20 protein-coding genes are annotated in these 24,339 nt (G+C 70.4%); 4 read left to right on the top strand and 16 right to left on the bottom strand.

Annotation, left to right across the window (positions count from 1 at the left end; all coding sequences use genetic code 11):
• Positions 1 to 37 precede the first annotated feature (37 nt).
• The 13 genes from pgi to ACFVYL_RS03395 form a co-directional block, all read right to left on the bottom strand.
• Positions 38 to 1,690, bottom strand: a complete 1,653-nt coding sequence (pgi, locus tag ACFVYL_RS03335) for a glucose-6-phosphate isomerase (RefSeq protein WP_389712603.1) — start codon at positions 1,688 to 1,690, stop codon at positions 38 to 40.
• A 168-nt stretch (positions 1,691 to 1,858) separates the two neighbouring features.
• The gene (locus tag ACFVYL_RS03340; RefSeq protein WP_361727066.1) at positions 1,859 to 2,194 is read right to left on the bottom strand and encodes an RNA polymerase-binding protein RbpA; all 336 of its coding nucleotides are present in this window, start codon (positions 2,192 to 2,194) and stop codon (positions 1,859 to 1,861) included.
• A gap of 159 nt (positions 2,195 to 2,353) precedes the next feature.
• Positions 2,354 to 2,584 (bottom strand): preprotein translocase subunit SecG, encoded by a 231-nt coding sequence (gene secG / locus ACFVYL_RS03345; protein ID WP_055702100.1) that lies wholly within the window; start codon positions 2,582 to 2,584, stop codon positions 2,354 to 2,356.
• Positions 2,585 to 2,716: 132 nt separating this feature from the next.
• Positions 2,717 to 3,493 carry a triose-phosphate isomerase gene (gene tpiA / locus ACFVYL_RS03350; protein ID WP_389712604.1) on the bottom strand — a complete coding sequence of 259 codons (777 nt, stop codon included), beginning with the start codon at positions 3,491 to 3,493 and terminating at the stop codon, positions 2,717 to 2,719.
• A 6-nt stretch (positions 3,494 to 3,499) separates the two neighbouring features.
• On the bottom strand, positions 3,500 to 4,711 hold the full coding sequence (locus ACFVYL_RS03355) for a phosphoglycerate kinase (protein ID WP_389712605.1): 1,212 nt from the start codon (positions 4,709 to 4,711) through the stop codon (positions 3,500 to 3,502).
• 101 nt (positions 4,712 to 4,812) lie between these two features.
• Complete coding sequence (gene gap, locus ACFVYL_RS03360; RefSeq protein WP_389712606.1) at positions 4,813 to 5,823, bottom strand: type I glyceraldehyde-3-phosphate dehydrogenase; 1,011 nt, start codon at positions 5,821 to 5,823, stop codon at positions 4,813 to 4,815.
• 189 nt (positions 5,824 to 6,012) lie between these two features.
• Positions 6,013 to 8,973 (bottom strand): M14 family zinc carboxypeptidase, encoded by a 2,961-nt coding sequence (locus ACFVYL_RS03365; protein WP_389712607.1) that lies wholly within the window; start codon positions 8,971 to 8,973, stop codon positions 6,013 to 6,015.
• Positions 8,974 to 9,158: 185 nt separating this feature from the next.
• A complete protein-coding gene (whiA, locus tag ACFVYL_RS03370; RefSeq protein ID WP_384258708.1) occupies positions 9,159 to 10,148 on the bottom strand; it encodes a DNA-binding protein WhiA in 990 nt (329 codons plus the stop codon).
• A complete protein-coding gene (gene yvcK / locus ACFVYL_RS03375) occupies positions 10,139 to 11,161 on the bottom strand; it encodes a uridine diphosphate-N-acetylglucosamine-binding protein YvcK (protein WP_389712608.1) in 1,023 nt (340 codons plus the stop codon). The genes whiA and yvcK overlap by 10 nt, the downstream gene beginning before the upstream one ends.
• Positions 11,158 to 12,093, bottom strand: a complete 936-nt coding sequence (gene rapZ / locus ACFVYL_RS03380) for an RNase adapter RapZ (RefSeq protein WP_389712609.1) — start codon at positions 12,091 to 12,093, stop codon at positions 11,158 to 11,160. Before rapZ ends, yvcK begins: the two co-directional genes overlap by 4 nt.
• Entirely contained in the window at positions 12,090 to 14,114 is a 2,025-nt protein-coding gene (uvrC, locus tag ACFVYL_RS03385; RefSeq protein ID WP_389712610.1) for an excinuclease ABC subunit UvrC, read from the bottom strand. The genes rapZ and uvrC overlap by 4 nt, the downstream gene beginning before the upstream one ends.
• Positions 14,115 to 14,237: 123 nt before the next feature.
• Positions 14,238 to 15,149, bottom strand: coding sequence for a hypothetical protein (locus ACFVYL_RS03390; protein ID WP_389712611.1), 912 nt, complete (start codon positions 15,147 to 15,149; stop codon positions 14,238 to 14,240).
• A gap of 5 nt (positions 15,150 to 15,154) precedes the next feature.
• Complete coding sequence (locus ACFVYL_RS03395; RefSeq protein ID WP_389712612.1) at positions 15,155 to 15,832, bottom strand: papain-like cysteine protease family protein; 678 nt, start codon at positions 15,830 to 15,832, stop codon at positions 15,155 to 15,157.
• Positions 15,833 to 16,057: 225 nt separating this feature from the next.
• On the opposite strand from ACFVYL_RS03395, the gene ACFVYL_RS03400 reads away from it, so the two are divergent.
• Positions 16,058 to 17,050 carry a hypothetical protein gene (locus ACFVYL_RS03400; RefSeq protein ID WP_389712613.1) on the top strand — a complete coding sequence of 331 codons (993 nt, stop codon included), beginning with the start codon at positions 16,058 to 16,060 and terminating at the stop codon, positions 17,048 to 17,050.
• A gap of 69 nt (positions 17,051 to 17,119) precedes the next feature.
• On the opposite strand, the gene ACFVYL_RS03405 is transcribed toward ACFVYL_RS03400, so the two are convergent.
• Complete coding sequence (locus ACFVYL_RS03405; protein ID WP_389712614.1) at positions 17,120 to 17,545, bottom strand: Rieske 2Fe-2S domain-containing protein; 426 nt, start codon at positions 17,543 to 17,545, stop codon at positions 17,120 to 17,122.
• Between the two features lie 181 nt (positions 17,546 to 17,726).
• Here ACFVYL_RS03405 and ACFVYL_RS03410 point away from each other — a divergent pair, with 181 nt between their 5' ends.
• The gene (locus tag ACFVYL_RS03410; RefSeq protein ID WP_389712615.1) at positions 17,727 to 18,641 is read left to right on the top strand and encodes a carbohydrate kinase; all 915 of its coding nucleotides are present in this window, start codon (positions 17,727 to 17,729) and stop codon (positions 18,639 to 18,641) included.
• Between the two features lie 60 nt (positions 18,642 to 18,701).
• On the opposite strand, the gene ACFVYL_RS03415 is transcribed toward ACFVYL_RS03410, so the two are convergent.
• Both ACFVYL_RS03415 and uvrA read right to left on the bottom strand, forming a co-directional pair.
• On the bottom strand, positions 18,702 to 19,466 hold the full coding sequence (locus tag ACFVYL_RS03415; RefSeq protein ID WP_389712616.1) for a crotonase/enoyl-CoA hydratase family protein: 765 nt from the start codon (positions 19,464 to 19,466) through the stop codon (positions 18,702 to 18,704).
• A gap of 169 nt (positions 19,467 to 19,635) precedes the next feature.
• Positions 19,636 to 22,752 carry an excinuclease ABC subunit UvrA gene (uvrA, locus tag ACFVYL_RS03420; protein WP_389712617.1) on the bottom strand — a complete coding sequence of 1,039 codons (3,117 nt, stop codon included), beginning with the start codon at positions 22,750 to 22,752 and terminating at the stop codon, positions 19,636 to 19,638.
• Between the two features lie 229 nt (positions 22,753 to 22,981).
• Between uvrA and ACFVYL_RS03425 the strand changes: the two genes are divergently transcribed.
• A complete protein-coding gene (locus ACFVYL_RS03425; RefSeq protein WP_389712618.1) occupies positions 22,982 to 23,665 on the top strand; it encodes a maleylpyruvate isomerase family mycothiol-dependent enzyme in 684 nt (227 codons plus the stop codon).
• A gap of 10 nt (positions 23,666 to 23,675) precedes the next feature.
• Positions 23,676 to 24,332 (top strand): MBL fold metallo-hydrolase, encoded by a 657-nt coding sequence (locus tag ACFVYL_RS03430; RefSeq protein WP_389712619.1) that lies wholly within the window; start codon positions 23,676 to 23,678, stop codon positions 24,330 to 24,332.
• Positions 24,333 to 24,339: the final 7 nt, after the last annotated feature.

Genomic DNA, 24,339 nt, shown 5'->3' on the forward strand with positions numbered 1-24,339 from the left:
CGGGCGCCGCTCAGCCGCCGAGAACAGCCGTCGTGGCTCAACGGCCGCGTAGATCCCGGTACTTGTCGACCAGGGCCGTGGTCGACCCGTCCAGGTCCGGCACCTCGGCGCCCTCGGTCAGCGCGGGCTCGACGCGCTTGGCGAGGACCTTGCCGAGCTCGACGCCCCACTGGTCGAAGGAGTCGATGTTCCAGACGGCGCCCTGGACGAAGACCTTGTGCTCGTAGAGCGCGACGAGCTGACCGAGGACCGAGGGCGTCAGCTCCTTGGCGAGGATCGTCGTCGTCGGGTGGTTGCCCTTGAAGGTCTTGTGCGGGACGAGCTCCTCCGGAACGCCCTCGGCCCGCACCTCGTCGGGCGTCTTGCCGAACGCCAGCGCCTGGGTCTGCGCGAAGAAGTTGGCCATCAGCAGGTCGTGCTGGGCGACGAGGCCGGGCAGCAGGTCGGCGACGGGCTGCGCGAAGCCGATGAAGTCCGCCGGGATCAGCTTCGTGCCCTGGTGGATGAGCTGGTAGTAGGCGTGCTGGCCGTTGGTGCCCGGGGTGCCCCAGACGACCGGGCCCGTCTGCCAGTCGACCTCTTCGCCGTCCCGTCCGACGTACTTGCCGTTGGACTCCATGTCCAGCTGCTGCAGATACGCGGTGAACTTGGAGAGGTAGTGGGAGTACGGCAGGACGGCGTGCGACTGCGCGTCGTGGAAGTTGCCGTACCAGATGCCCAACAGGCCCATCAGGAGCGGCACGTTGGACTCGGCGGGCGCGGTGCGGAAGTGCTCGTCGACGAGGTGGAAGCCGTCGAGCATCTCGCGGAAGCGGTCGGGCCCGATGGCGATCATCAGGGAGAGGCCGATCGCCGAGTCGTAGGAGTAGCGGCCGCCGACCCAGTCCCAGAACTCGAACATGTTGTCCGTGTCGATGCCGAAGTCGGAGACCTTCTCGGCGTTGGTCGACAGGGCCACGAAGTGCTTGGCGACGGCGTCCTGCCCCGCCCCCAGCTGCGTGAGCAGCCAGTCGCGCGCGGACGTGGCGTTCGTGATCGTCTCGATGGTGGTGAAGGTCTTCGAGGCGATGATGAACAGCGTCTCGGCGGCGTCCAGGTCCCGCACGGCCTCGTGCAGGTCCGCGCCGTCCACGTTCGACACGAAGCGGACCGTGAGCCCGCGGTCGGTGAAGGCGCGCAGCGCCTCGTACGCCATGGCCGGACCGAGGTCGGAGCCGCCGATGCCGATGTTGACGACGTTCTTGATGCGCTTGCCGGTGTGACCGGTCCACTCGCCGGAGCGGACCTTCTGCGAGAAGGCGCTCATCTTGTCGAGGACGGCGTGCACCGCGGGCACCACGTTCTCGCCGTCGACCTCGATGACGGCGTCGCGCGGAGCGCGCAGCGCCGTGTGCAGGACCGCACGGTCCTCGGTGGTGTTGATCTTCTCGCCGCGGAACATGGCGTCCCTGAGCCCGAAGACATCCGTCGCGGCGGCGAGCTCACGCAGCAGCCGCAGCGTCTCCTCCGTGACGAGGTGCTTGGAGTAATCGAGGTGCAGGTCGCCGACCTGGAGGGTGTAGGCCGTGCCGCGTGCCGGATCGGCGGCGAACAGATCGCGCAGCTGCACCTCCCCGAGCTGTTCGCGGTGCTTGGTGAGCGCCGTCCACTCGGGCGTCTGATTGAGCCTGGCGCGGCTATCTGCATTCATCTCGGACTTCAGCCTTCTCTCGTACCCATGTACGTGTATTGCCCCGCTGCACTCTCCAACCTAATGGATCGATGAGCGATATGAGATGTCTGAAACTGATCGTCCGCACACGTGCCGGGATAAAGAAACCGGCCGGACACCTCTCGGTGTCCGGCCGGTTCTCAAGTACTAGATCTCGCCCCGCAGTTTGGCGAGTGCTTCCGCGAGGATGGCCTCTCCGTCCTCGTCGCTGCGCCGCTCACGTACGTACGCCAGGTGCGTCTTGTACGGCTCGGTGCGCGGCGGGTCCGGCGGGCTGTCCCGGTCCTGACCTGCCGGAAAGCCGCAGCGGGGACAGTCCCACGTATCGGGGACCTGCGCGTCGCTGGCGAAGCTCGGCTGCGTCTCGTGCCCGTTCGAGCACCAGAAGGAGATGCGCAGTCGCGGCGCGGACTCACCGCGCTCGGCCTCGCCCATCGGCCCCGCCCCGACCCGACTTCCTCGGATCGCGTTGCCACTTGCCACGGTCGTAACTCCCTGCGTGATGGTGCTGCTGCGGGCGCCTCAGTTTACGTAAGGCCCAACGCGCGTCCAGTGTCGGGAGTTACACCCCACCCCCGGACGCAAGCCCCATGATAAGCCGCACACGCGGGCTCGCACCGGACAAGCGACCAGTGCCTGGCGCTAGTTGTTCGCCTTCATCAGCAGACCCAGCGCGACAATGCACGCGAACCACAGCAGACCGACCACGACCGTGATGCGGTCGAGGTTGCGCTCCGCGACGGAGGAGCCACCGACGGACGACTGCATGCCGCCACCGAACATGTCGGAGAGACCGCCGCCCTTGCCCTTGTGCATCAGCACCAGCAGCATCATCAGCAGGCTGAAGACGATGAGGGCGATCGAGAACCCCATAACCACGGCTGGACCAACTTCCTCGGATCTGAATCGACGGCGGGGGCCGGGGGCTTTGTGTGCGAGCTTTCAAGCCAGCTTCGAGAGCCTCCGACCCCCGCAAGGGTACGACGTATCGCCGCTACCGCATACTCACTGGTCGCGGAACCGGACGATCTTGACGAACTCGTCCGAGTCCAGCGCCGCGCCGCCCACCAGGGCACCGTCGACGTCGGGCTGCGCCATGATGTCGGCGACGTTCTTCGCCTTCACGGAGCCGCCGTACTGGATGCGGACCTTGTCGGCCAGCTCCTGCGAGTACAGCTCGGCGAGACGGCCGCGGATCGCGCCGCAGACCTCCTGCGCGTCCTCGGGGGTCGCGACCTCGCCGGTGCCGATCGCCCAGACCGGCTCGTAGGCGATGACGATGGTCTCGGCCTGCTCGGCCGGGAGGTCCTTCAGGCCGCCGTCGAGCTGGTTCAGCGTGTACTGGACCTGCTGTCCCGCCTTGCGGATGTCCAGACCCTCGCCGATGCAGAGGATCGGGGTCAGGCCGTGCTTGTAGGCGGCCTTCACCTTGGCGTTGCAGATCTCGTCGGTCTCGTTGTGGTACTGGCGGCGCTCGGAGTGGCCCACGGCGACGTAGGTGCACTTCAGCTTGGCCAGCATCGGGCCCGAGATCTCGCCGGTGTAGGCACCGGAGTCCTGCGCCGAGATGTCCTGGGCGCCGTACTTGATCTTGAGCTTGTCGCCGTCGACCAGCGTCTGCACGGAGCGCAGGTCGGTGAAGGGCGGCAGGACGGCGACCTCGCAGGCGTCGTAGTCCTTGTCGGCCAGGGCGAAGGCGAGCTTCTGGACGTGGGCGATGGCCTCGAGGTGGTTGAGGTTCATCTTCCAGTTGCCCGCCATCAGCGGGGTACGCGTAGTCATCAGGTCTCAGTTCTCCAGTGCGGCGAGGCCGGGGAGCGTCTTGCCCTCGAGGTATTCGAGGGAGGCGCCGCCGCCGGTCGAGATGTGGCCGAAGGCATTCTCGTCGAAGCCCAGGTTGCGGACGGCCGCGGCGGAGTCGCCGCCGCCGACCACGGTGAAACCGTCGCAGTTGAGCAGGGCTCGCGCGACGGCGGACGTGCCCCCGGCGTAGTCGGGGTGCTCGGCGACGCCGACCGGGCCGTTCCAGAAGACGGTCTCGGCGTCGGCGATCTTCTCGGCGAAGAGCTCGCGGGTCTTGGGGCCGATGTCCAGGCCCTCCATGTCCGCGGGGATCCCGTCCGCGTCGACCGTCTTGAAGTCGGCCGGAGCCTTCGTCTTCAGGTCGGGGAAGTCCGTGGAGACCAGGACGTCGACGGGCAGGACGAGCTCGACGCCGTTCTTCTCGGCGCGCTCCATGTACTCCGTGACGACCGGGATCTGGTCCTCCTGGAGGAGGGAGATGCCGACCTCGTACCCCTTGGCCTTGAGGAAGGTGTACGCCATGCCGCCACCGATCAGCAGACGGTCGGCCTTGCCGAGCAGCTCGTCGATGACGGCGAGCTTGTCGGACACCTTGGCGCCGCCGAGGATGACGGTGTACGGGCGCTTGACGTCCTCGGTGAGCTTCTTCAGGACGCCGACCTCGGTGGCGATGAGGTAGCCGGCGTAGTGCGGCAGCTTGGCCGGCAGGTCGTACACGGACGCGTGCTTGCGGTGCACGGCGCCGAAGCCGTCGCCCACGTAGACGTCCGCGAGGGCCGCCAGCCGATCGGCGAACTCGGCGCGCTCGGCGTCGTCCTTCGAGGTCTCGCCCGCGTTGAAGCGGAGGTTCTCGATGACGGCGACCTGGCCGGACTGCAGGCCGTCCACCGCGTCGTGCGCGGCCGGGCCGACGGTGTCCTGCGCGAACGCGACCGGCGCGCCCAGGAGTTCACCGAGCCGCTCGGCGGCGGGCAGCAGCGAGAACGCCGGGTCCGGGGCGCCCTTGGGGCGGCCCAGGTGCGAGGCCACGACCACCTTGGCGCCGGCGTCGGCGAGGGCCTTGACTGTCGGCAGGACGGCGCGGATGCGGCCGTCGTCGGTGATGGTGCCCTCGGCGAGCGGCACGTTGAGGTCGGCGCGGACGAAGACCCGCTTGCCGTCGACTCCTTCGCCGAGAAGTTCGTCGATCGTCTTCATGAACTGGACTCCTTGGGTGGGCTGACGCACAACAGGGCCCGGAGCGCGCGGCGTTGCGCGGTCCGGACCCTGTGCTCACATCTAGGTGCCTGCTCTGATGGTTAGAGCTGACCGCCGACGAAGACGGTGAGGTCGACGAGACGGTTGGAGTAGCCCCACTCGTTGTCGTACCAGCCGAGGATCTTCACCGACTTGCCGTCCTGGACCATCGTCATGGCCGAGTCGAAGGTGCAGGAGGCGGGGTCGCTGACGATGTCGGACGACACGATCGGGTCCTCGGTGTAGAAGAGGTAGCCCTTCAGGTCGCCGTCGTCGGCAGCCTTCTTGAACGCGGCGTTGACCTCGTCCTTGGTGACCTCGCGCGACACCTCGACGACCAGGTCGGTGGCCGAGCCGGTCGGGACCGGGACGCGCATCGCGATGCCGTCGAGCTTGCCCTTGAGCTGGGGCAGGACCAGAGCGGTGGCCTTGGCGGCACCGGTCGTGGTCGGAATGATGTTCTCGGCGGCGGCACGGGCGCGGCGCAGGTCCGAGTGCGGGAAGTCCAGGATGCGCTGGTCGTTGGTGTACGCGTGGACCGTGGTCATCAGGCCCTTGACGATGCCGAAGTTCTCGTCGAGAACCTTCGCCATCGGCGCCACACAGTTGGTGGTGCAGGAGGCGTTCGAGATGACGTGGTGGTTGGCCGCGTCGTACTTGTCCTGGTTGACGCCCATCACGATGGTGATGTCCTCGTCCTTGGCCGGAGCCGAGATCAGGACCTTCTTGGCGCCACCGGCGATGTGCTTCTCGGCATCGGCCTTCTTGGTGAAGATGCCGGTGGACTCGATCACGATGTCGACGCCCAGCTGGCCCCACGGAATGTCGGCGGGGTTGCGCTCGGACAGCACCTTGATGGTGCGGCCGTCGACGGTGATGGTGTCCTCGGTGTGCGACACCTCGGCCTTGAGGCGGCCAAGGATGGTGTCGTACTTCAGAAGGTGTGCGGTGGTCGCGGTGTCACCCAGGTCGTTGACAGCCACGATCTCGATGTCCGCACCCTGCTCAAGCAGCGCGCGGAAGTAGTTACGACCGATGCGGCCAAAGCCGTTGATGCCTACGCGGATCGTCACGAAACCGATCTCCTCGTTGGTACGCCGGTTTTAGACGCCGGCGAGTTGTATGGGATGTCCCCGACCGCCTCCGACCCTACCTCTCTGAAGGCCCTGAAGTGACATCGAGAGGGGCCACGGGCGACACAGAGGCCCGTACCCCCCAGTAGGGGTACGGGCCGCCGGGACCTTGGTCCCGATTACGCACTGTCAGCTGCGCAGATGTGCCAGGGAGGCGCCCATAAGAGCAGCCCTGTCGGCCTTTCCGGGTACGTGCTCGAACCCGAAGCCCAGCAGCACGCTGTCACGCGCTGTGACGGCCGCGTAGGACTTGAAGAGCTCCCCGGTCCGCGCCCAGTCGCCTGTGATAGTGGGGCTTCCGGGCGGGGCGGGCGCGACGGTCCAGGAGCCGAGCGATGTCTCGAATCCCTCGCTCTCCACGACGTTGTCGCCGACGACCAGCTGCGCGTTGTCCGCGAAGAGGCCGCGGCCGCCGGTGGAGGGGTCGGTGACGGCGCTGAGCGACACCTCGATCTTCTTGCCCGCGTAGGCGCTGAGGTCGAAGGCGACGGGCTTCCAGCCGCCGGAGGATCCGGTGAAGCTGTTCCAGGCCCCGCTGGTGCCGGATGCCGTGCAGGCGCCGGCGCCGAGGGTCAGGTAGTGGCGCAGGAAGGGGTGGCCGTTGAGGAGGAAGCCCGCCTCGCACTCGGCGGGCACGGCGGCGGACGAGTTGCCGTTCTTGTCCGGCAGCGTGGTCCAGTCCTCGGCGCCGGTGGTGTGCGCCTCCAGGAGGCCGTGGTCGTAGCCGGTCTCCAGGTTCCAGTTGAGGGCGAGGCGCAGCTCGGGCGCGTCGGCGGCCGTGACGCCGGTCAGGTCGATGGTGTGGGTGAGCCGCTTGTAGTCCTGGTCCGCGTGGGTGGCCGAGGCCATGCCCTGGCCCTCGAAGGGCGCGAACGGGTTGGGCAGGTTGGGGTAGGAGCCCGCTGCCGCGCTCTTGAACTGCGGGAACTTGTCGGCGGGCAGGGTTTCGGAGGTGACGGTGAAGCGGCCCGCCTTGTCGAGCGGGTTGGTGTCGGCGGCGGCGAGCGGCGTGCTCACGCCGTCGAGTGCGCCCGCGCCCTTGAAGCTGCCCGCGCCGGCCGCGGTCAGGCGCTGGTAGGCGCCGAGGTAGTACTGCGCGAAGTCGTCGGTGAGGGCCTCGCCGAGGTCGACGTTGCCACCGGTGCGCTCACCGGACTCGATGAGCTTTCCACCCTCGTTGAGGTAGGCGCGCAGGGCGAGTTGGGTGGGTGCGCCGGGTACCGGGTCGCCGGTGTAGTGGACGACCGCGGAGAAGTGCGACAGGACGCCGAGCGGGTGCGGGGCGCCCTGCTTGGCGACGTCCCAGACGGCGGCGGAGCGGCCGTTGGCCTTCAGCGCGTCGACGTACTTCTGTGTCTGCGTGGCCGTCGCGCCCTCCTCGGCGACGACGAGCGTGTTCGCCTTCGGGCGTTCGGCGACGGTGTACGTGAAGTGCTCGCTCTGGGTGCGGCCCTTCTTCGTACGGCCGGTGAACCACACGTCGACCTTGTCGCCCACGCGCGCGCCCTCGATCCCGGCGCGGTACTGGTCGAAGTGGATGTTGTCCTCGCCGCCGTAGGTCTCGCCGCCCTTCCAGGCCTTGAGCTTCTCGTCGTGCGTACGGCCGCCGTTGATCCGGTAGTTGAGCTTCTTCTCGCGCACCGACTTGCGGACGGTGACGGCGACTTCCTGGTCGCCGCCGCGCGCGTAGGAGGTGGTGAAGGAGTCGGGGGTGAAGTCGGGGGCCTCGATGCCGGTGACGGAGACCGGCTGGTCGGGGTGGAGTGCGGTCTCGGCGACGGCGAGCGCGAAGGGCACGTTCTTCGCGAACTCCTGCTGGATCAGCTTCTCGTCGTCGGGGAAGGTGAAGATGGACGCGCAGTCCTCGGGCTTCCAGGCGTCGTTCGGGTCGATGTTCGACGCTGTCTGGCAGGTGGACATCTCCGGCGTGAACATCGAGATGCCGTTGACGTTGCCCGCGTGGCCGTCGGCCTCGCCGTTGGTGGTGTAGAGCTCGGAGGAGACCTGCGGGTGGTAGCCGGGGACCGCGGGCTTCTCCGGAGTGCCGTTCAGCGCCCTGTAGAGCACGTCGTCCGGGGTCGGCGTGGCGACCTGCCAGCCCACTCCGTAGAGGAGCAGTTCGGCCGCGGAGTGGTAGTTGACCCCGTACGTGAAGCCGATGCGCTTCTCGAAGCTGTCGATCGCCTTGGTCTCCGGCTCGGACATCGGGCCGGTGCCGCGGTAGGTCTCGGAGGAGGAGGCGGGGGACGAGCCCTCGTTGTCGTAGCCCCACTTGTAGGAGAAGTTGCGGTTGAGGTCGACGCCGTCGCCGGAGGCTATCTTGCCGTCGCCGTTGACGTCGCGGAGGTTCTTGCGCCACTGGCGCTCGCCGTCCGCGGCGTGGGTGAAGTCGTATCCGTCGGGGTTGGCGGAGAGCACGAACCACAGCTCGGTGGAGTCCACGAGCTTGGTGATGCGCTTGTCCTTGCCGTAGTTGTCCAGGTAGTGGTGCATCAGGCGGCGGGTCATCTCGGGGGTGATCCACTCGCGCGCGTGCTGGTTGGACATGTAGAGCGTGGCAGGCTTGGCGCCGTCCTTGGTCTTCTTGGCGCCCTTGGAGAGCTTGAGCGCGAGGATGTCCTGGCCCTTGAGGGTCTTGCCGATGGAGACGACCTTGGTCAGGCCGGGGTGGGCCTGCCCGGTTCTGACGATTTCTTCCTTGAGGCCGCCCCGCCCGCCGTACGGCCGGTAGACGCCGTCCCCCGCGGCCTCGAGCCGCTTCTGCGCCGCCGCCGACACCTTGTGCTCGCTGAGCTCGATGCCCTTGCGCTCGACCGCCTTGGCCTGGCCCTTCGTCAGGTACAGCTCGACGCGGCCGGTGCCGTGCTCGGGCGTCTGCCCGGCGAGTTCGTGGGCGTCCTGGCCGGCCTCGACCAGGGTCGGTATCTGTTTCTTGGTGACCTCTGCCTGGTAGACCTGCACGGTCGCCGGGTCGTCGGCGTCGGGTGCCGCGCCCGGCCCGCTGGCCTGAGCCTGCGGCGCGGCGGCGAGACCGCCGATGAGCAGTGCACTGGCCGCGAGAACGGATCTAGCGCTCGCTCTTCGTCTCATGAGCCCCCCTTGCGGTTGTCCGGCACAGATGTGCGGGATGCCAGGCTCGTGACGGTGCATGATCATGTCAATACAGCGGGTGAGGGTGACCGGAGCGGACATACGAAAGCCGCCGACGTCCCGTGGGACACCAGCGGCTTACGGGGTACAGGAGGCCTCTGTGACCTCGGGCGCGGGACCGGGCGTCAGACCGCCATGTTGTCCGCGAGCTCCTCGGTCAGATTGGACTCCGTACCCGGAATGCCCAGATCCTGGGCCCGCTTGTCGGCCATCGCGAGGAGGCGGCGGATGCGGCCCGCGACGGCGTCCTTGGTCAGCGGCGGGTCGGCGAGCGCGCCCAGCTCCTCCAGGGAGGCCTGCTTGTGCTCCATGCGCAGCCGGCCCGCGGCGGCGAGGTGCTCCGGCACCTCGTCGGCGAGGATCTCCAGGGCGCGCTGCACGCGGGCGCCCGCGGCGACGGCCGCGCGGGCCGAGCGGCGCAGGTTCGCGTCGTCGAAGTTGGCCAGGCGGTTGGCGGTGGCCCGCACCTCGCGCCGCATCCGCCGCTCCTCCCAGGCAAGGACCGACTCGTGCGCTCCGAGCCGGGTGAGCAGCGCGCCGATCGCGTCTCCGTCGCGCACGACGACCCGGTCCACGCCGCGCACCTCGCGCGCCTTGCTCGCGATCTGCAGCCGACGCGCCGCGCCGACCAGTGCGAGGGCGGCCTCCGGGCCCGGGCAGGTGACCTCCAGGGAGGAGGAGCGGCCGGGCTCGGTGAGCGAGCCGTGCGCGAGGAAGGCGCCGCGCCAGGCCGCCTCCGCGTCGCAGGTGGCCCCCGAGACCACCTGCGGCGGCAGACCACGGATGGGGCGGCCGCGGCCGTCGACGAGACCCGTCTGGCGGGCCAGCTGATCGCCGCCCGCAACCACCCGTACGACGTAGCGCGAGCCGCGCCGCAGGCCGCCGGGGGCCATCACGATCAGCTCCGAGCTGTGCCCGAAGATCTCCAGGATGTCCCGCTTGAGGCGGCGTGCCGCCATCGCGGTGTCCAGCTCCGCCTCGATCACGATGCGGCCGCTCACCAGGTGAAGGCCGCCCGCGAACCGCAGGATCGCCGAGACCTCTGCTTTTCTGCAGCAGGTCCGGGTGACGGGGAGCCGGGAGATCTCGTCCTTCACCGCTGCCGTCATCGCCATGGGCCGATCCTTCCATGCATCCGAAAAATACGGTCGTACGCGGCTGCCAGGAGCTCCGGGTCGTGCCGCGGAGTTCCGTCGGGCCGGGCCACCGGCGCCAGCTCGACCGTGGCGCCGAACCGCTTGGCGGCATCGGTGAGTGACTCACGGTCGGGCACGGCGGCCTCGTCGGCCAGCACCACGTCCAGGGCGAGTTTAGGGGCGTGTCGGGCCAAAACCTCCAAATGACGCTGCGGAGAGAAGCCTTCGGTTTCTCCCGGTTGCGGGGCGAGGTTGAGCGAGAGCACCTTGCGGGCCTTCGTCCCGGTGAGCGCGTCGAGCAGTTCCGGGACGAGCAGGTGCGGGATCACCGAGGAGAACCAGGAGCCCGGTCCGAGCACCACCCAGTCCGCGTCCAGGACGGCGGCGACCGCCTCCGGGACCGCCGGCGGGTCGTGCGGGACGACGTGCACGGACTGGACCTCGCCGGGCGTGAGCGCGACCGTGGCCTGCCCCCGCACCGTGTCCACGTCGTCGGGCCGGTCCGGGTCGTGGCCCTTGACGAGGGCCTGGAGCTCCAGCGGTACGGCCGACATGGGCAGGACCCTGCCCTGCGCCCCGAGCAGCCGGCCGACCAGGTCGAGTGCCTGGACATGGTCGCCGAGCTGCTCCCACAGGGCGACGATCAGCAGATTGCCGACCGCGTGCTCGTGCAGATCGCCCTTGGACTGGAAACGGTGCTGGATCACGCGCGACCACGTCTGGCCCCATTCGTCGTCGCCGCAGAGCGCGGCGAGGGCCTTGCGCAGGTCGCCGGGCGGCAGCACGCCCAGCTCGTCGCGGAGGCGGCCGCTGGAGCCGCCGTCGTCGGCGACCGTGACGACGGCGGTGAGGTCTCCGGCTCCGGTGATGCGGCGCAGCGCGGCGAGCGAGGCGGACAGGCCCATGCCCCCGCCGAGCGCGACCACCTTCGGCTGGGTGCCCCGCTTGCGGCCCAGTCGGCTCAGGCGGACGGTCCGGCGGTGGGGTTTCACTCGCGCCCCATGTCCCGGTGGACGATGACGGTCTCCACGCCCTCGGACGCCAGGCGCGCCGCGAGCTTCTCCGACATGGCGACGGAGCGGTGCTTGCCGCCCGTGCAGCCGACCGCGATCGTCACGTACCTCTTGCCCTCGCGGCGGTAGCCCGCGGCGATGAGCTGGAGCAGTTCGGCGTACCGGTCGAGGAACTCCTTGGCGCCGGGCTGGTTGAGGACGTACGCCGCGACCTCCTCGTTCTGGCCGGTGTACTGGCGCAGCTCGGGGACCCAGTGGGGGTTCGGCAGGAAGCGCATGTCCACGACCAGGTCGGCGTCGACCGGCAGGCCGTACTTGAAGCCGAAGGACATGACGGTGGCCCGCAGCTCGGGCTCCTCCTCGCCCGCGAACGAGGCGTCCATCTTGGCGCGCAGCTCGTGCACGTTCAGGCTGGAGGTGTCGATCACCAGGTCGGCGTCGCCGCGCAGCTCGCGCAGCAGGTCGCGCTCGGCCGCGATGCCGTCGACGATACGGCCGTCGCCCTGCAGGGGGTGCGGGCGGCGGACCGACTCGAAGCGGCGGACCAGGGCCTCGTCGGAGGACTCCAGGAAGACGATGCGCCGCGTGACGTTCTTCGACTCCAGCTCGGCGAGGGACTCGCGGAGGTTGTCGAAGAAGCGCCGGCCGCGGACGTCGACGACCACCGCGATACGGGCGACGTTGCCCTGCGAGCGGGCGCCGAGCTCCACCATGGTGGGGATCAGCGCGGGCGGCAGGTTGTCGACCACGAACCAGCCGAGGTCCTCCAGACACTTGGCCGCCGTACTGCGGCCGGCGCCCGACATCCCGGAGATGATCACCAGCTCGGGGATCGCGGCGTCCGGCACGCCCGGCGTCTCGGTCGGCGTGCCCGCACTCACTTGCTCTTCACCTTCGTCGTGCTCGCTCATGTCTCCTGCCCCCGTCGTTCTTCCGAGGGGCCCGCGGCCACGGGCTCCTCCTCTTCCATGATCTCTCCGGTCGCCGTGTTCACGGCGGGTGCGGCTGGTGCCGCCTGCGCGAGGGCCACGGCGATGGCCTCGGCCGTCTTGCGGCCCACGCCCGGTACCTCGCAGATCTGGTCGATTGTCGCGGATCGCAGCTTCTTCACCGAACCGAAGTGCTTGATCAGCGTCTGCTTGCGCGCGTCCCCGAGGCCGGGCACGGCGTCCAGCGGCCCCGCGCGAAAGCGCTTGGCCCGCTTGTTGCGCTGGTAGGTGATGGCGAAGCGGTGGGCTTCGTCACGTACCCGCTGAAGGAGGTAGAGACCCTCGCTGGTGCGCGGCAGGATCACCGGGTCGTCCTCACCGGGGACCCAGACCTCCTCCAGGCGCTTGGCCAGGCCGCACACCGCGATGTCGTCGATGCCGAGCTCGTCCAGCGCCCGCTTGGCGGCCGCGACCTGCGGCTGGCCGCCGTCCACGACGACGAGCTGCGGCGGGTACGCGAACCGCTTGGGGCGGCCGTCCTCCTCGGTCGGACCCAGATCGGAGACTTCGCCCGTCTCCTCGTCGACCCATTCACCGGTCCGCTCCTTCTCCGCGAGATAGCGCCTGAAGCGGCGCGTGATCACCTCGTGCATGGAACGGACGTCGTCCTGGCCCTCGAAGCCCTTGATCTGGAAGCGGCGGTACTCGCTCTTGCGGGCGAGGCCGTCCTCGAAGACGACCATCGAGGCGACCACGTCGTCGCCCTGGAGGTGCGAGATGTCGTAGCACTCGACCCGCAGGGGGACGCTGTCCAGCTCCAGGGCGGCGGCGATCTCCTCCAGGGCGCGGGAGCGGGTGGTGAGGTCGGAGGCGCGCTTGGTCTTGTGCAGGACGAGGGACTGCTGCGCGTTGCGCGCGACGGTCTCCATGAGGGCCTTCTTGTCGCCGCGCTGCGGGATGCGCAGCGAGACGTTCGCCCCGCGGCGCTCGGTCAGCCACGCCTGGACCGGCTCTATGGGGTCCGGCAGCGCGGGGACGAGCACCTCCTTGGGCACGGCGTCCCCGCTCTCCTCGCCGTACAGCTGCTGGAGGGCGTGCTCGACGAGGTCGCCGCTGGTGACCGCCTCGACCTTGTCGGTGACCCAGCCGCGCTGTCCGCGCACGCGTCCGCCCCGGACGTGGAAGATCTGGACGGCCGCCTCCAGCTCGTCCTCGGCGAGGGCGATGAGGTCGGCGTCGGTGGCGTCGGCGAGGACGACGGCGCTCTTGGCCATCGCCTTCTTGAGGGCCTCGATGTCGTCGCGCAGGCGGGCCGCGCGCTCGTACTCCATCTCCTCGGCCGCGTCCGCCATCTGACGCTCAAGGCGTCGGATGTACGTGCCGGTACGGCCGGCCATGAAGTCGCAGAAGTCCTCGGCGAGTTCACGGTGGACATCGGCGGTGACGCGCTCCACACAGGGCGCCGAGCACTTGCCGATGTAGCCGAGGAGGCAGGGGCGGCCGGTGCGGGTGGCGTTCTTGAACACGCCCGCGGAGCAGGTGCGCACGGGGAAGGCGCGCAGCAGGAGGTCCACCGTGTCGCGGATCGCCCAGGCGTGGCCGTACGGACCGAAGTAGCGCACGCCCTTCTTCTTCTGGCCGCGCATCACCTGCACGCGCGGGTACTGCTCGTTCATCGTGACCGCGAGGTACGGATAGCTCTTGTCGTCGCGGTACTTGACGTTGAACCGGGGGTCGAACTCCTTGATCCAGGTGTACTCCAGCTGCAGCGCCTCGACCTCGTTGGTGACCACCGTCCACTCGACGGAGGCCGCCGTCGTCACCATGGAACGGGTGCGCGGGTGGAGCCCGGCCAGGTCCTGGAAGTAGTTGGCCAGGCGCTGGCGCAGGCTCTTGGCCTTCCCGACGTAGATCACCCGGCGGTGCTCGTCGCGGAATTTGTAGACCCCCGGGGCGTCGGGGATCTGTCCCGGCTTGGGGCGGTAGCTGGAAGGGTCGGCCATGTCGGACAGCCTACTGGCGGGTGCTGACAGTCCGGCTCCGCGTCCGGGTCCGACGGCCGGGAGCGGCGATCGGGAGCGGCGATCGGGAGCGGTGGCCGGCGTCCCGGCCGCCGCTCCCCCGGGTCAGCCCTGCCGCCGGGCGGTGCGGCGCCGGACGAGCGCCGTACCGGAGAGGCCGAGGGCGACCAGGGCGCCCGCGCCCGCCAGCGAGGAGGCGACCGTCACAGGGCCCTGGGCGGGCGGCGGCGCGGACGCCTGCTCCGACGTCGCGCCGCCCTTCTCGTCCTGCGCCCTGTCCTGCTTCTTGTCCTTCTTCTCGTCCTGCTTCTTGTCCTGGTAGCCGCCTGCCTTGCCCGACTTCTCGTACGCGGAGCCCGGCAGCTTGTCGCCGTAGGCCTTCTGGACGCGCTTGCGGTAGGCGGCGACCGAGGTCCCCTCGGCTCCCACGGCGCGCACCGCGTCCTTGTCGAGGGGCAGCACGCGCGCGTGCTCCTCGTCCTGGACGTACCAGGCGTTGATCTGCGGCTCGTGGAAGACGGTGCCGCCGGGGAGCTTCTCGGCGCCCACGCGCGCGTAGTGGGTCTCGTCGTCCCCGGTGGCGATGTTCACGACCTGCCAGGAGCCGCCCTCGTCGACCATCCAGAGGGAGGCCTCCTGGCCGTCGGAGGAGACCGCCTTGCCGGCGAGGAACTCCACGCGGGCGACGGGCGCGCCCTTCTTGCCCGCGACGAAGTCCGGGGAGAGGTAGCGGACGGGCACGGCCCTGCCCTCGACCCGCGGGTCGGCCGCGGCCACGGTGACCGCCCCCTCCCGCGCGAAGAACCGGGAGAGCGTGTCGAGGGTCTTCGGCGCCTCGGCCGCCCGGAGCGCGGCGGCGCGGGAGGCGGCGGAGGGGGCCGCGGGACCGGGGTCGGCAGAGGCCGCCGGGGCCACGACGCCGAGGACCAGGGTGGCGGCCGCACCCGCGAGCGCGGCCTTGGTCAGGTGCCGGGCGTCCAGGTGGCGGGGAAGGCGGCGAGGAAGGTGACGGGTCATCGCTCTCACGCCCCGATCCGGTAGAGCGAGTGGGTCCAGGAGAAGGTGTTGTTGTCGACGTACCAGGCGTGCGAGGCCCAGTTGTAGCGGTCGTTGGAGGGCCAGGGATCGCCCCAGTAGACCCAGCTGCTGGCGTCGTCGTAGCCGTAGAGGACGTGCATGTGGCCGCCGCCGTTGGACCATTGGATGCGCGTCTCGACCGGGCGGCCCGCGTCGATCTCGGCCTTCACGGTCGGGTAGCGCAGCCAGCCGGTGACGTACGAGCCGGGGTTGATGCCGGCCCAGCGCAGACCGCTCTGCACATTGCCGAGCGTCGCCTGGTTGTTGGGGCACTCGGTGCTCTGGTTGCGGCCGAACGCGGCGTTGCAGAACTGGTTCTGGCTGTAGGTGCGGCCCAGATAGGTCGCGATGGTGTTGCCTCCCGCGGCCCAGCACCAGTTGGTCTTCTGCTGGGACTGCATGGTGATGTTCAGCCGCTTGGCGGCCAGTACGGACGGGTCCGCGGTGGTGGTGCCGCTCGCCGTGCGGGCCTCGGGCGCGGCCGACGCGGCGGGGGCGGAGTCGAGCGGAGCAGCCGTGGCCGTGGCCACGGGTGCGGCGAAGAGTGCTGCCGCGACGACGGCGAGTGCGGAGAGGCGTCTCCGTCTGCCGGCGCTGCTGCTCCTGGAGTGGGGTGGGCGCATCGCGTTCCTCCCGTGCGGGGTGGGGTGTGGAGGAGCGCGTCCGGACGCTGCGATTGAGCATCGAGTGTTGTCGAGTGCAGGTCAACACGCTTCAATGCGGAATTACTTGGGCCGTGAACGGCGGCGTACGGATGTGAACATCGGCCGTACGTCCACCTGGTGGCCCGCCCCCACCGGCGTGAACGCCGGAACGGCAGAAGTGAACGTTCACAGAAGGAGTCCGCCTTGCGGCACGGCACACGACGCGCGGACGAGCGCGACGAACAGCGCGCGGAGCACGGCGAGGCCGAGGACCACGAAGCGCCCGCGGAGCTGGAAGCCGCCCTGCGCACCGGCCCCTTCCACCTCGCGCTGCGCACCGCTATCGCCGCACGGCGCCTCCCTCTGCAGCGCATACGCCACCACCTGACCCAGCGCGGCGTCAACGTCGGTGTGACGAGCCTGAGTTACTGGCAGCAGGGCGCCCGGCGCCCCCAGCGCGCCGAGTCCCTGCGCGCCGTACGCGCCCTGGAGGAGATCCTGCAGCTGCCGGAGGAGTCGCTGGTCCGGCTGCTCGTCCAGCCGAACCAGCGCGCCGACCGGGCGCGGCCCGCCGCCCGCTCGTACCGCTCCCTGGTCGAGGCCTCCGACGTGCTGCGCTCGCTCCTGGCCGAGCTCGGCTCACCCGTCGACGGCGGGCTGCACACCATCGGCCACCACGAGCGGGTGCGGATCGGCGCGCTCCGCGAGATGGTCGGCCGCGAATCGCAGCACATCGTGCGCGCCCACCGGGACGGCGTGGACCGCTACGTGGCCATCCACCACGGGGACCCCGGGTGCGCCCCCGACCGGGTCCGCGTGCGCGCCCTGGAGAACTGCCGCACGGGGCGCGTGCGGTGGCACCAGGGCACGGGGGTGCTGGTCGCCGAGCTGCTCTTCGACGCGCGCCTGCGCGCGGGCGACACCCATCTGTTCGGCTACGGCTTCGAGGACGGCACGGCGGGCCCCGCCACCGAGTACATGCGCGGGTTCACGTACGCGGGCGGCCAGTACGCGCTGCAGATCCGCTACGACGACGCGGCCCTGCCCGTACGCTGCCACCGCTTCACACAGCACTCGGCCGCGGCCCCGCGCGGCGGCCGGCAGGAACTGACGCTGAGCGGCAGCCACCGCTCGGTGCATGTGGTCGAGCCGCAGGTGCGGGCGGGGATCCTGGGGATCGCGTGGGACTGGGAGTGAGCCGGGACGCGTCTCGCACGCCGGGCTCCAGGCCTGCTTCGCCCGACTCCAGGCCTTCTTCGTCGGGCTTCAGGCCTTCTTCGCCGGGCCCACGACGATCTTGCCGTCCGCCACCTTCACCGGCACCTCGGCGAGCGGCTCGACGGCCGGTTCGTGCAGCACCTTGCCGTTCGTGGCGTCGAACTGACTGCCGTGGCACTGGCAGACCAGCTTGTGCCCCTCCAGGTGGTTGATCGGGCAGCGCGCGTGGGTGCAGATCGTGCTGTATGCCTTGTACTCGTTCTCGGAGATCCGGCTGACGACGACGTTCTGGTCCGTGTACAGCTTCGAGGCGCCCACCTTCACGTCGTCGGACTTCCCGAGGTCCACCGGCGCGGTCGGCGCCGAACGGTTCGACCCGTCGCCGGACGAACAGGCGGTGAGCCCGAGCCCGACGGCCGGGGCGAGGGCGGCGGCCCGCAGCACGGTGCGGCGGGCGTGGGGCGTGCCGGACATGGTGTCTCCACAGGTCAGGGGCGTCGGTGACGGATCAGACCCTACCGGCGCGGGACGCCGCGACCGGGTCTGGCACGAGCCCGCCCGAGTGTTGCCCGCATCCGCCCGCCGCCCCGCGCACGGCCTAGCCTGAGCGGGACGCCGAGCCCGATCCGCATCCCGCGCCCGAGAGGAACCGCCCGTGATTGTCGTCGCAGGAGAGGCCCTGATCGACCTCGTGCCGCAGAGGGCGGAAGGTGGCCCCGGGCTGCCCGCGCTCGCACCGCGCCTCGGCGGTGGCCCGTACAACACCGCCGTGGCGCTCGGCCGGCTCGGCTCACCGGTCTCCTTCTGCTCACGCGTCTCGCGCGACGCCTTCGGCGAGGCGCTGCTCGACGGGCTGCGGGCGGCCGGCGTCGACGTCTCGTCCGTGCGGCGCGGCCCGGAGCCGACGACGCTCGCCGTCGCCTCGATCGGCGCGGACGGCTCGGCCGGATACTCCTTCTACGTCGAGGGCACGGCCGACCGGCTCTTCGAGGCTCCCGGGCAACTCCCCGAGGGCGTACGGGCGATGTCGTTCGGCACCTGCTCGCTCGTCCTGGAGCCGGGCGCGAGCGCGTACGAGGAGCTGATGCGCCGGGCGGCGGCGCGCGGGGTCTTCACCACGCTCGACCCGAACGTACGGGCCGGGCTGATCCCCGACGCGGACGCCTATCGCGCGCGGTTCAAGAGCTGGCTGCCCTCCGTCTCGCTGCTCAAGCTGTCGCGGGAGGACGGCGACTGGATCGGGGGCACTCCGCACGAGTGGCTGTCCGCGGGGCCCGCCGCCGTGGTGGTGACCCACGGCGGCGACGGCCTGTCGCTGTACACGCGGGACGGCACGGAACTGCGGGTGCCCGGCGAAACGGTCGACGTGGTGGACACGATCGGCGCGGGCGACACCGTCAACGCGGCGCTGCTGCACGGGCTTTCGGCACGCGACGCGCTGTCGCCCCGGGCACTTCAGGAGCTGGGCGCGCAGGGCTGGAGCGAGGTGCTGCGCTTCGCGGCGCGGGCGGCCGCGCTCACCTGCTCGCGGGCGGGGGCGGAACCGCCGTACGCGGCCGAACTCGCGTAGGGGCGGGCTCTTCGTATCCGCGGTCCGGCCGTTCCCGCCGTTCCGGCCGTTCCCGCCGCCTCAGCGGCCCGTGGACACGCCGTGCCGGCCGGCTCCCGCCGCGAAGCGTGCCGCGCCCGCGGCCGCCTCGGCCAGCGAGTGCAGTCCGTGGCTCAACTCGACCGCCATCGCCTCCTGTTCGGACAGGCCGCCCTGTTCGAGGAGGGCCAGTCGGTCGCGCCGCAGGCAGGTCTGCGGGAAACCGGCGATCTCGGCGGCGAGCTGCTCGGCCGCGGCGCGCGAGGTGCCGGTGGGCACGGTCCGGTTGACCAGGCCCATGCCGAGCGCCTCCGCGGCGCCCACGGGGCGGCCCGTCAGGATCAGGTCCAGGGCGCGGCCCTCGCCGATGAGCCGGGGCAGCCGCACCGTACCGCCGTCGATGAGCGGGACGCCCCAGCGGCGGCAGAACACCCCGAGGACGGCGTCGTCCTCGGCGACCCGCAGGTCGCACCAGAGGGCGAGTTCGAGGCCACCGGCCACGGCGTGGCCGGAGATCGCCGCGATCACCGGCTTGGACAGGCGCATCCGGGTGGGGCCCATGGGGCCGTCCCCGTCCTCGGCCACCACGTTGCCGTCAGGCGTGCCGATGGCCTTGAGGTCCGCGCCCGCGCAGAAGGTGCCGCCCTCGCCCCACAGGACGGCGACGGCGGCGTCCGGGTCGGTGTCGAAGGCGCGGAAGGCGTCGGCGAGGGCACGGGCGGTGTGCCCGTCGACGGCGTTCCGCGCGGCGGGGCGGGACAGCACGACGGTGGTGACGGGGCCTGCGCGTTCGCTGCGTACGGGCATGGGAGCAGCCGACCACGTGAACGGGGCGGCGGGCAAGGGGCATTCGGCCGCCCGGGACCGCCCCTCGGGCAAGGGGAAGCGCCCCGCCCCTGGTGAGGGGTGGGGCGCTTCGATCGGGTCCGCGCGTCGGCCCGAAGGCCGTGCACCGGGTCCCCGGGGGTGGCGGCCGTCAGGCCTTGCGGGCCCGCGTCGTCTTCTTGGCGGCGGCCGACTTCTTCGTGGCGGCAGCCGTCTTCTTCGGAGCGGCGGTCTTCTTCGTGCCGGCCGCCTTCTTGGCAGGGGTGCTCGCCTTGGCGGGCGCGTCCGTCCTGGCCGTGGCCGTCCGCTTCGTGGCCGTGGCGGTCGCCGCCACCGTCTTCTTGGCGGCGGTCTTCCTGGCGAGCGCCTTCTTGGCAGCCGTCTTCTTGGCCGACCGTCCCCGCGAGGGCACCGCATCGCTGATCCGGTCCGCCGAGATGATGTCCCGCAGGAACTTGCCGGTGTGGCTGGCCGGCACTCCCGCGACGTCCTCGGGCGTGCCTTCGGCGACGACCAGGCCGCCGCCGTTGCCACCCTCGGGGCCCATGTCGACGACCCAGTCCGCGGTCTTGATCACGTCGAGGTTGTGCTCGATGACGATGACCGTGTTGCCCTTGTCGACGAGGCCGGAGAGGACCGTGATCAGCTTGCTGATGTCCTCGAAGTGCAGACCGGTGGTCGGCTCGTCCAGGACGTACACGGTCCGGCCCGTGGACCGCTTCTGGAGCTCGGAGGCCAGCTTCACGCGCTGGGCCTCGCCTCCGGAGAGGGTGGGCGCCGACTGGCCGAGGCGTACGTACCCGAGGCCGACGTCGTTGAGGGTCTTCAGGTGCCGGGCGATGGCGGGCACGGCCCCGAAGAAGTCGAGCGCCTCCTCGATCGGCATGTCGAGGACCTCGGCGATGGACTTGCCCTTGTAGTGCACGTCCAGCGTCTCGCGGTTGTACCGCGCGCCGTGGCAGACCTCGCACGGGACGTACACGTCCGGGAGGAAGTTCATCTCGATCTTGATGGTGCCGTCGCCGGAGCAGTTCTCGCAGCGGCCGCCCTTGACGTTGAAGGAGAAGCGGCCGGGCAGATAGCCGCGGACCTTCGCCTCCGTGGTCTCCGCGAAGAGCCTGCGGACGTGGTCGAAGACGCCGGTGTACGTCGCCGGGTTCGAGCGCGGGGTGCGGCCGATGGGCGACTGGTCGACGTGCACGACCTTGTCGACCTGGTCGTCGCCGTCCACGCGCGTGTGGCGGCCCGGGACGGACCGGGCGCCGTTCAGCTCGCGGGCCAGGTGCGTGTACAGGATGTCGTTGACGAGCGTCGACTTGCCCGAACCCGAGACGCCCGTGACGGCCGTGAGGACGCCGAGCGGGAAGGAGACGTCGATGTCCTGCAGGTTGTTCTCACGGGCGCCGTGCACCGTGAGCTGCCGGGAAGGGTCGGCGGGGCGGCGCACGTCCGGGACCGGGATGGCCCGCTTGCCCGACAGATACTGGCCGGTGATCGACTTGTCGTTGGCGAGGAGCTCCTTCATGGAGCCGCTGTGCACGACCTTGCCGCCGTGCTCGCCCGCGCCGGGGCCGATGTCGACGACCCAGTCGGCGACCTTGATGGTGTCCTCGTCGTGCTCGACGACGATGAGCGTGTTGCCCATGTCGCGCAGGCGGACGAGGGTCTCGATCAGGCGGTGGTTGTCGCGCTGGTGGAGGCCGATGGACGGCTCGTCCAGGACGTAGAGCACGCCGACCAGGCCGGAGCCGATCTGGGTGGCCAGGCGGATGCGCTGGGCCTCGCCTCCGGAGAGGGTGCCCGCGGCGCGGTTCAGCGAGAGGTAGTCCAGGCCGACGTCGACCAGGAACCGCAGCCGTTCGTTGACCTCCTTGAGGACCCGCTCGGCGATCTTCTTGTCGCGGGCGCCGAGCTTCAGCATGGCGAGGAAGTCCGCGCAGTCGCTGATGGACATCGCGGAGACCTCGGCGATCGACTTCCCCATGACCGAGACGGCCAGGACGATCGGCTTGAGGCGGGTGCCCTCACAGGTGGGGCAGGGCACCTCGCGCATGTAGCCCTCGAAGCGCTCGCGGCTGGCGTCGCTCTCGGCCTCGCTGTGGCGGCGCTTGACGAAGGGGACGGCACCTTCGAAGGCGGTGGTGTAGACCCGCTCGCGGCCGTACCGGTTGCGGTAGCGCACCTCGATCTGCGTCTTGTGGCCGTTGAGCAGGGCCTTCTTGGCGCGCTGCGGAAGTCCGGCCCAGGGCATCTCGGTGGAGAAGCCGAGCGCGTCGGCGAGGGCGCCCACGAGCCGGCCGAAGTACTCCTTGGTGTGGCCGTGCGACCAGGGGTGGATGGCGCCCTCGTCGAGCGACTTGTCCGGGTCCGGAACGATCAGCTCCGGGTCGACCTCCATGCGCGTGCCGATGCCGGTGCAGTCCGGGCAGGCGCCGAAGGGCGAGTTGAAGGAGAAGGAGCGGGGCTCGAGCTCCTCGAAGGACAGGTCGTCGTACGGGCAGTAGAGGTGCTCCGAGTACATGCGCTCGCGCTCGGGGTCGTCCTCGGGGAGGTCGACGAAGTCGAGCACGACCATGCCCGCGGAGAGGCCGAGCGCGGTCTCCACGGAGTCGGTCAGGCGGCGCTTGGCGGAGTCCTTCACCGTGAGGCGGTCGACGACGACCTCGATGGTGTGCTTCTCCTGCTTCTTGAGCGTCGGCGGCTCGGAGAGCTGGATCGTCTCGCCGTCGACCCGCGCGCGGCTGTAGCCCTTGGTCTGGAGGTCGGCGAAGAGGTCGACGAACTCGCCCTTGCGCTCGCGCACCAGCGGCGACAGGACCTGGAAGCGGCTGCCCTCGGGCAGGTCAAGGACCTTGTCGACGATGGCCTGCGGCGACTGCCGGGAGATGGGGCGCCCGCACTCGGGACAGTGCGGCTTGCCGATGCGCGCGAAGAGCAGGCGCAGGTAGTCGTAGACCTCGGTGATGGTGCCGACCGTCGAGCGCGGGTTGCGCGAGGTCGACTTCTGGTCGATGGAGACCGCGGGCGAGAGGCCCTCGATGAAGTCGACGTCGGGCTTGTCCATCTGGCCGAGGAACTGGCGGGCGTACGAGGAGAGGGACTCCACGTACCGCCGCTGGCCCTCGGCGAAGATCGTGTCGAACGCGAGCGAGGACTTGCCCGACCCGGAGAGTCCGGTGAAGACGATGAGGGAGTCACGCGGGAGGTCGAGCGAGACGTTCTTGAGATTGTGCTCGCGCGCGCCACGGACGATGAGACGGTCGGCCACGCCGGTCCGCACCTTTCTAGAGAGAAGTGACAGGGGGCAGAACCCCCGTCGTTCACAGACTAGGGCGAGCCACTGACAACGCCGGGCCGCTTCCCTGGTTCCGCATGCACAACAAATCCGGACCTTCAAGAATGCCCGATGCCGCCTTCGACCATATAGGACGTACATTCGATTTGCGGCCTGTCCAGGCCTCTTCACCCGAACGTGTGACCCAGCTATCGTCGGCCGCATGATTGATCATGTGCGCGACCTGGCGTCTGTACGTGACGCGACCGATCGACTGCTCACCGCAGCCGCGAAACTGAACAACGATTCGACCGCCGCGCCGTCCCGGCTGCCGGGCTGGACCCGGGGCCACGTCCTCGCCCACCTCGCGCGAAACGCGGACGCGCTGGTGAACGTGCTGGCCGGCCGGCCGATGTACGTCAGCGCCGAGGCGCGGGACGCGGACATCGAGCGGGACGCCCCGCGGCCCCTGACCGAGCAGCTCGGCGACGTCCGGGAGAGCACGGCCCGCTTCGAGGCCCAGGCCGCGCTCCCCGCGGACTGGTCGCGCACCATCACCATGCGCAACGGCGTCACCGACTCCGCCTCCAGGGTGCCGTTTCGCCGGTGGGTCGAAGTGGAACTGCACCACGTCGACCTCGGCATCGGGTACGAACTCGAGGATCTGCCCGCGGAGTTCGTGCAGCGCGAGACCGTGTTCCTGACCGCGCGCTTCACCGGCGCCCCCGGCGTGCCGCCCACCCGGATCACGGACGGCACGCACACGTGGAGCACCGGCGGGGAGGGCACTCCGGAGGTGACCGTCTCCGGCCCGGCGCCGGACGTGGTCGGCTGGCTCTCCGGGCGCCGCGACGGCTCCGCGCTCACCGCCGAAGGCGGCCTGCTGCCCACCCTGCCCCCGCTATAGGCTGGCGTACATGACGTACAGCGGAGCGGTGAAGGTCGGCGGGCCCGCGGATGTGCACGAGCTGCCGGAGCTGATGATTTCGAAGGTCGCGGTCGGGCCGATGGACAACAACGCCTACCTGTTGCGCTGCCGGGCCACCGGCGAGCAGCTGTTGATCGACGCGGCGAACGACGCCGAGACGCTGCTGACGCTGATCGGTGACGACGGCATCGCGTCCGTCGTCACCACGCATCAGCACGGCGACCACTGGCAGGCCCTCGCCGCCGTCGTGGCGGCCACCGGCGCGCGGACGTACGCGGGCCGCGAGGACGCCACGGGCATCCCCGTCCCGACCGACGTCCTGGTCGACGACGGCGACACGGTCACGGTCGGCCGCGTCACGCTGACCGCGCGCCACCTGGTGGGCCACACCCCGGGTTCGATCGCGCTCGTCTACGACGACCCGCACGGCCACCCGCACGTGTTCACCGGCGACTGCCTCTTCCCGGGCGGCGTCGGCAACACGTGGAAGGACCCGAAGGCTTTCGCGAGCCTCATCGACGACGTCGAGACGAAGATCTTCGGGACGCTGCCGGACGAGACGTGGGTCTACCCGGGCCACGGCGGCGACACGACGCTCGGCGCCGAGCGGCCGCATCTCGCCGAGTGGCGCGCACGGGGCTGGTGAGACCCAG

The sequence above is a fragment of the Streptomyces sp. NPDC058308 genome, from assembly GCF_042880275.1.
GTDB lineage: Bacteria > Actinomycetota > Actinomycetes > Streptomycetales > Streptomycetaceae > Streptomyces.

Bases quoted from the DNA above. Each gene is read 5' to 3' on its own strand.
- pgi (WP_389712603.1), bottom strand. From the start codon at position 1,690: ATGAATGCAGATAGCCGCGCCAGGCTCAATCAGACGCCCGAGTGGACG.
- secG (WP_055702100.1), bottom strand. From the start codon at position 2,584: ATGGGGTTCTCGATCGCCCTCATCGTCTTCAGCCTGCTGATGATGCTG.
- tpiA (WP_389712604.1), bottom strand. From the start codon at position 3,493: ATGACTACGCGTACCCCGCTGATGGCGGGCAACTGGAAGATGAACCTC.
- ACFVYL_RS03355 (WP_389712605.1), bottom strand. From the start codon at position 4,711: ATGAAGACGATCGACGAACTTCTCGGCGAAGGAGTCGACGGCAAGCGG.
- ACFVYL_RS03365 (WP_389712607.1), bottom strand. From the start codon at position 8,973: ATGAGACGAAGAGCGAGCGCTAGATCCGTTCTCGCGGCCAGTGCACTG.
- whiA (WP_384258708.1), bottom strand. From the start codon at position 10,148: ATGGCGATGACGGCAGCGGTGAAGGACGAGATCTCCCGGCTCCCCGTC.
- rapZ (WP_389712609.1), bottom strand. From the start codon at position 12,093: ATGAGCGAGCACGACGAAGGTGAAGAGCAAGTGAGTGCGGGCACGCCG.
- uvrC (WP_389712610.1), bottom strand. From the start codon at position 14,114: ATGGCCGACCCTTCCAGCTACCGCCCCAAGCCGGGACAGATCCCCGAC.
- ACFVYL_RS03390 (WP_389712611.1), bottom strand. From the start codon at position 15,149: ATGACCCGTCACCTTCCTCGCCGCCTTCCCCGCCACCTGGACGCCCGG.
- ACFVYL_RS03395 (WP_389712612.1), bottom strand. From the start codon at position 15,832: ATGCGCCCACCCCACTCCAGGAGCAGCAGCGCCGGCAGACGGAGACGC.
- ACFVYL_RS03405 (WP_389712614.1), bottom strand. From the start codon at position 17,545: ATGTCCGGCACGCCCCACGCCCGCCGCACCGTGCTGCGGGCCGCCGCC.
- ACFVYL_RS03415 (WP_389712616.1), bottom strand. From the start codon at position 19,466: ATGCCCGTACGCAGCGAACGCGCAGGCCCCGTCACCACCGTCGTGCTG.
- ACFVYL_RS03425 (WP_389712618.1), top strand. From the start codon at position 22,982: ATGATTGATCATGTGCGCGACCTGGCGTCTGTACGTGACGCGACCGAT.
- ACFVYL_RS03430 (WP_389712619.1), top strand. From the start codon at position 23,676: ATGACGTACAGCGGAGCGGTGAAGGTCGGCGGGCCCGCGGATGTGCAC.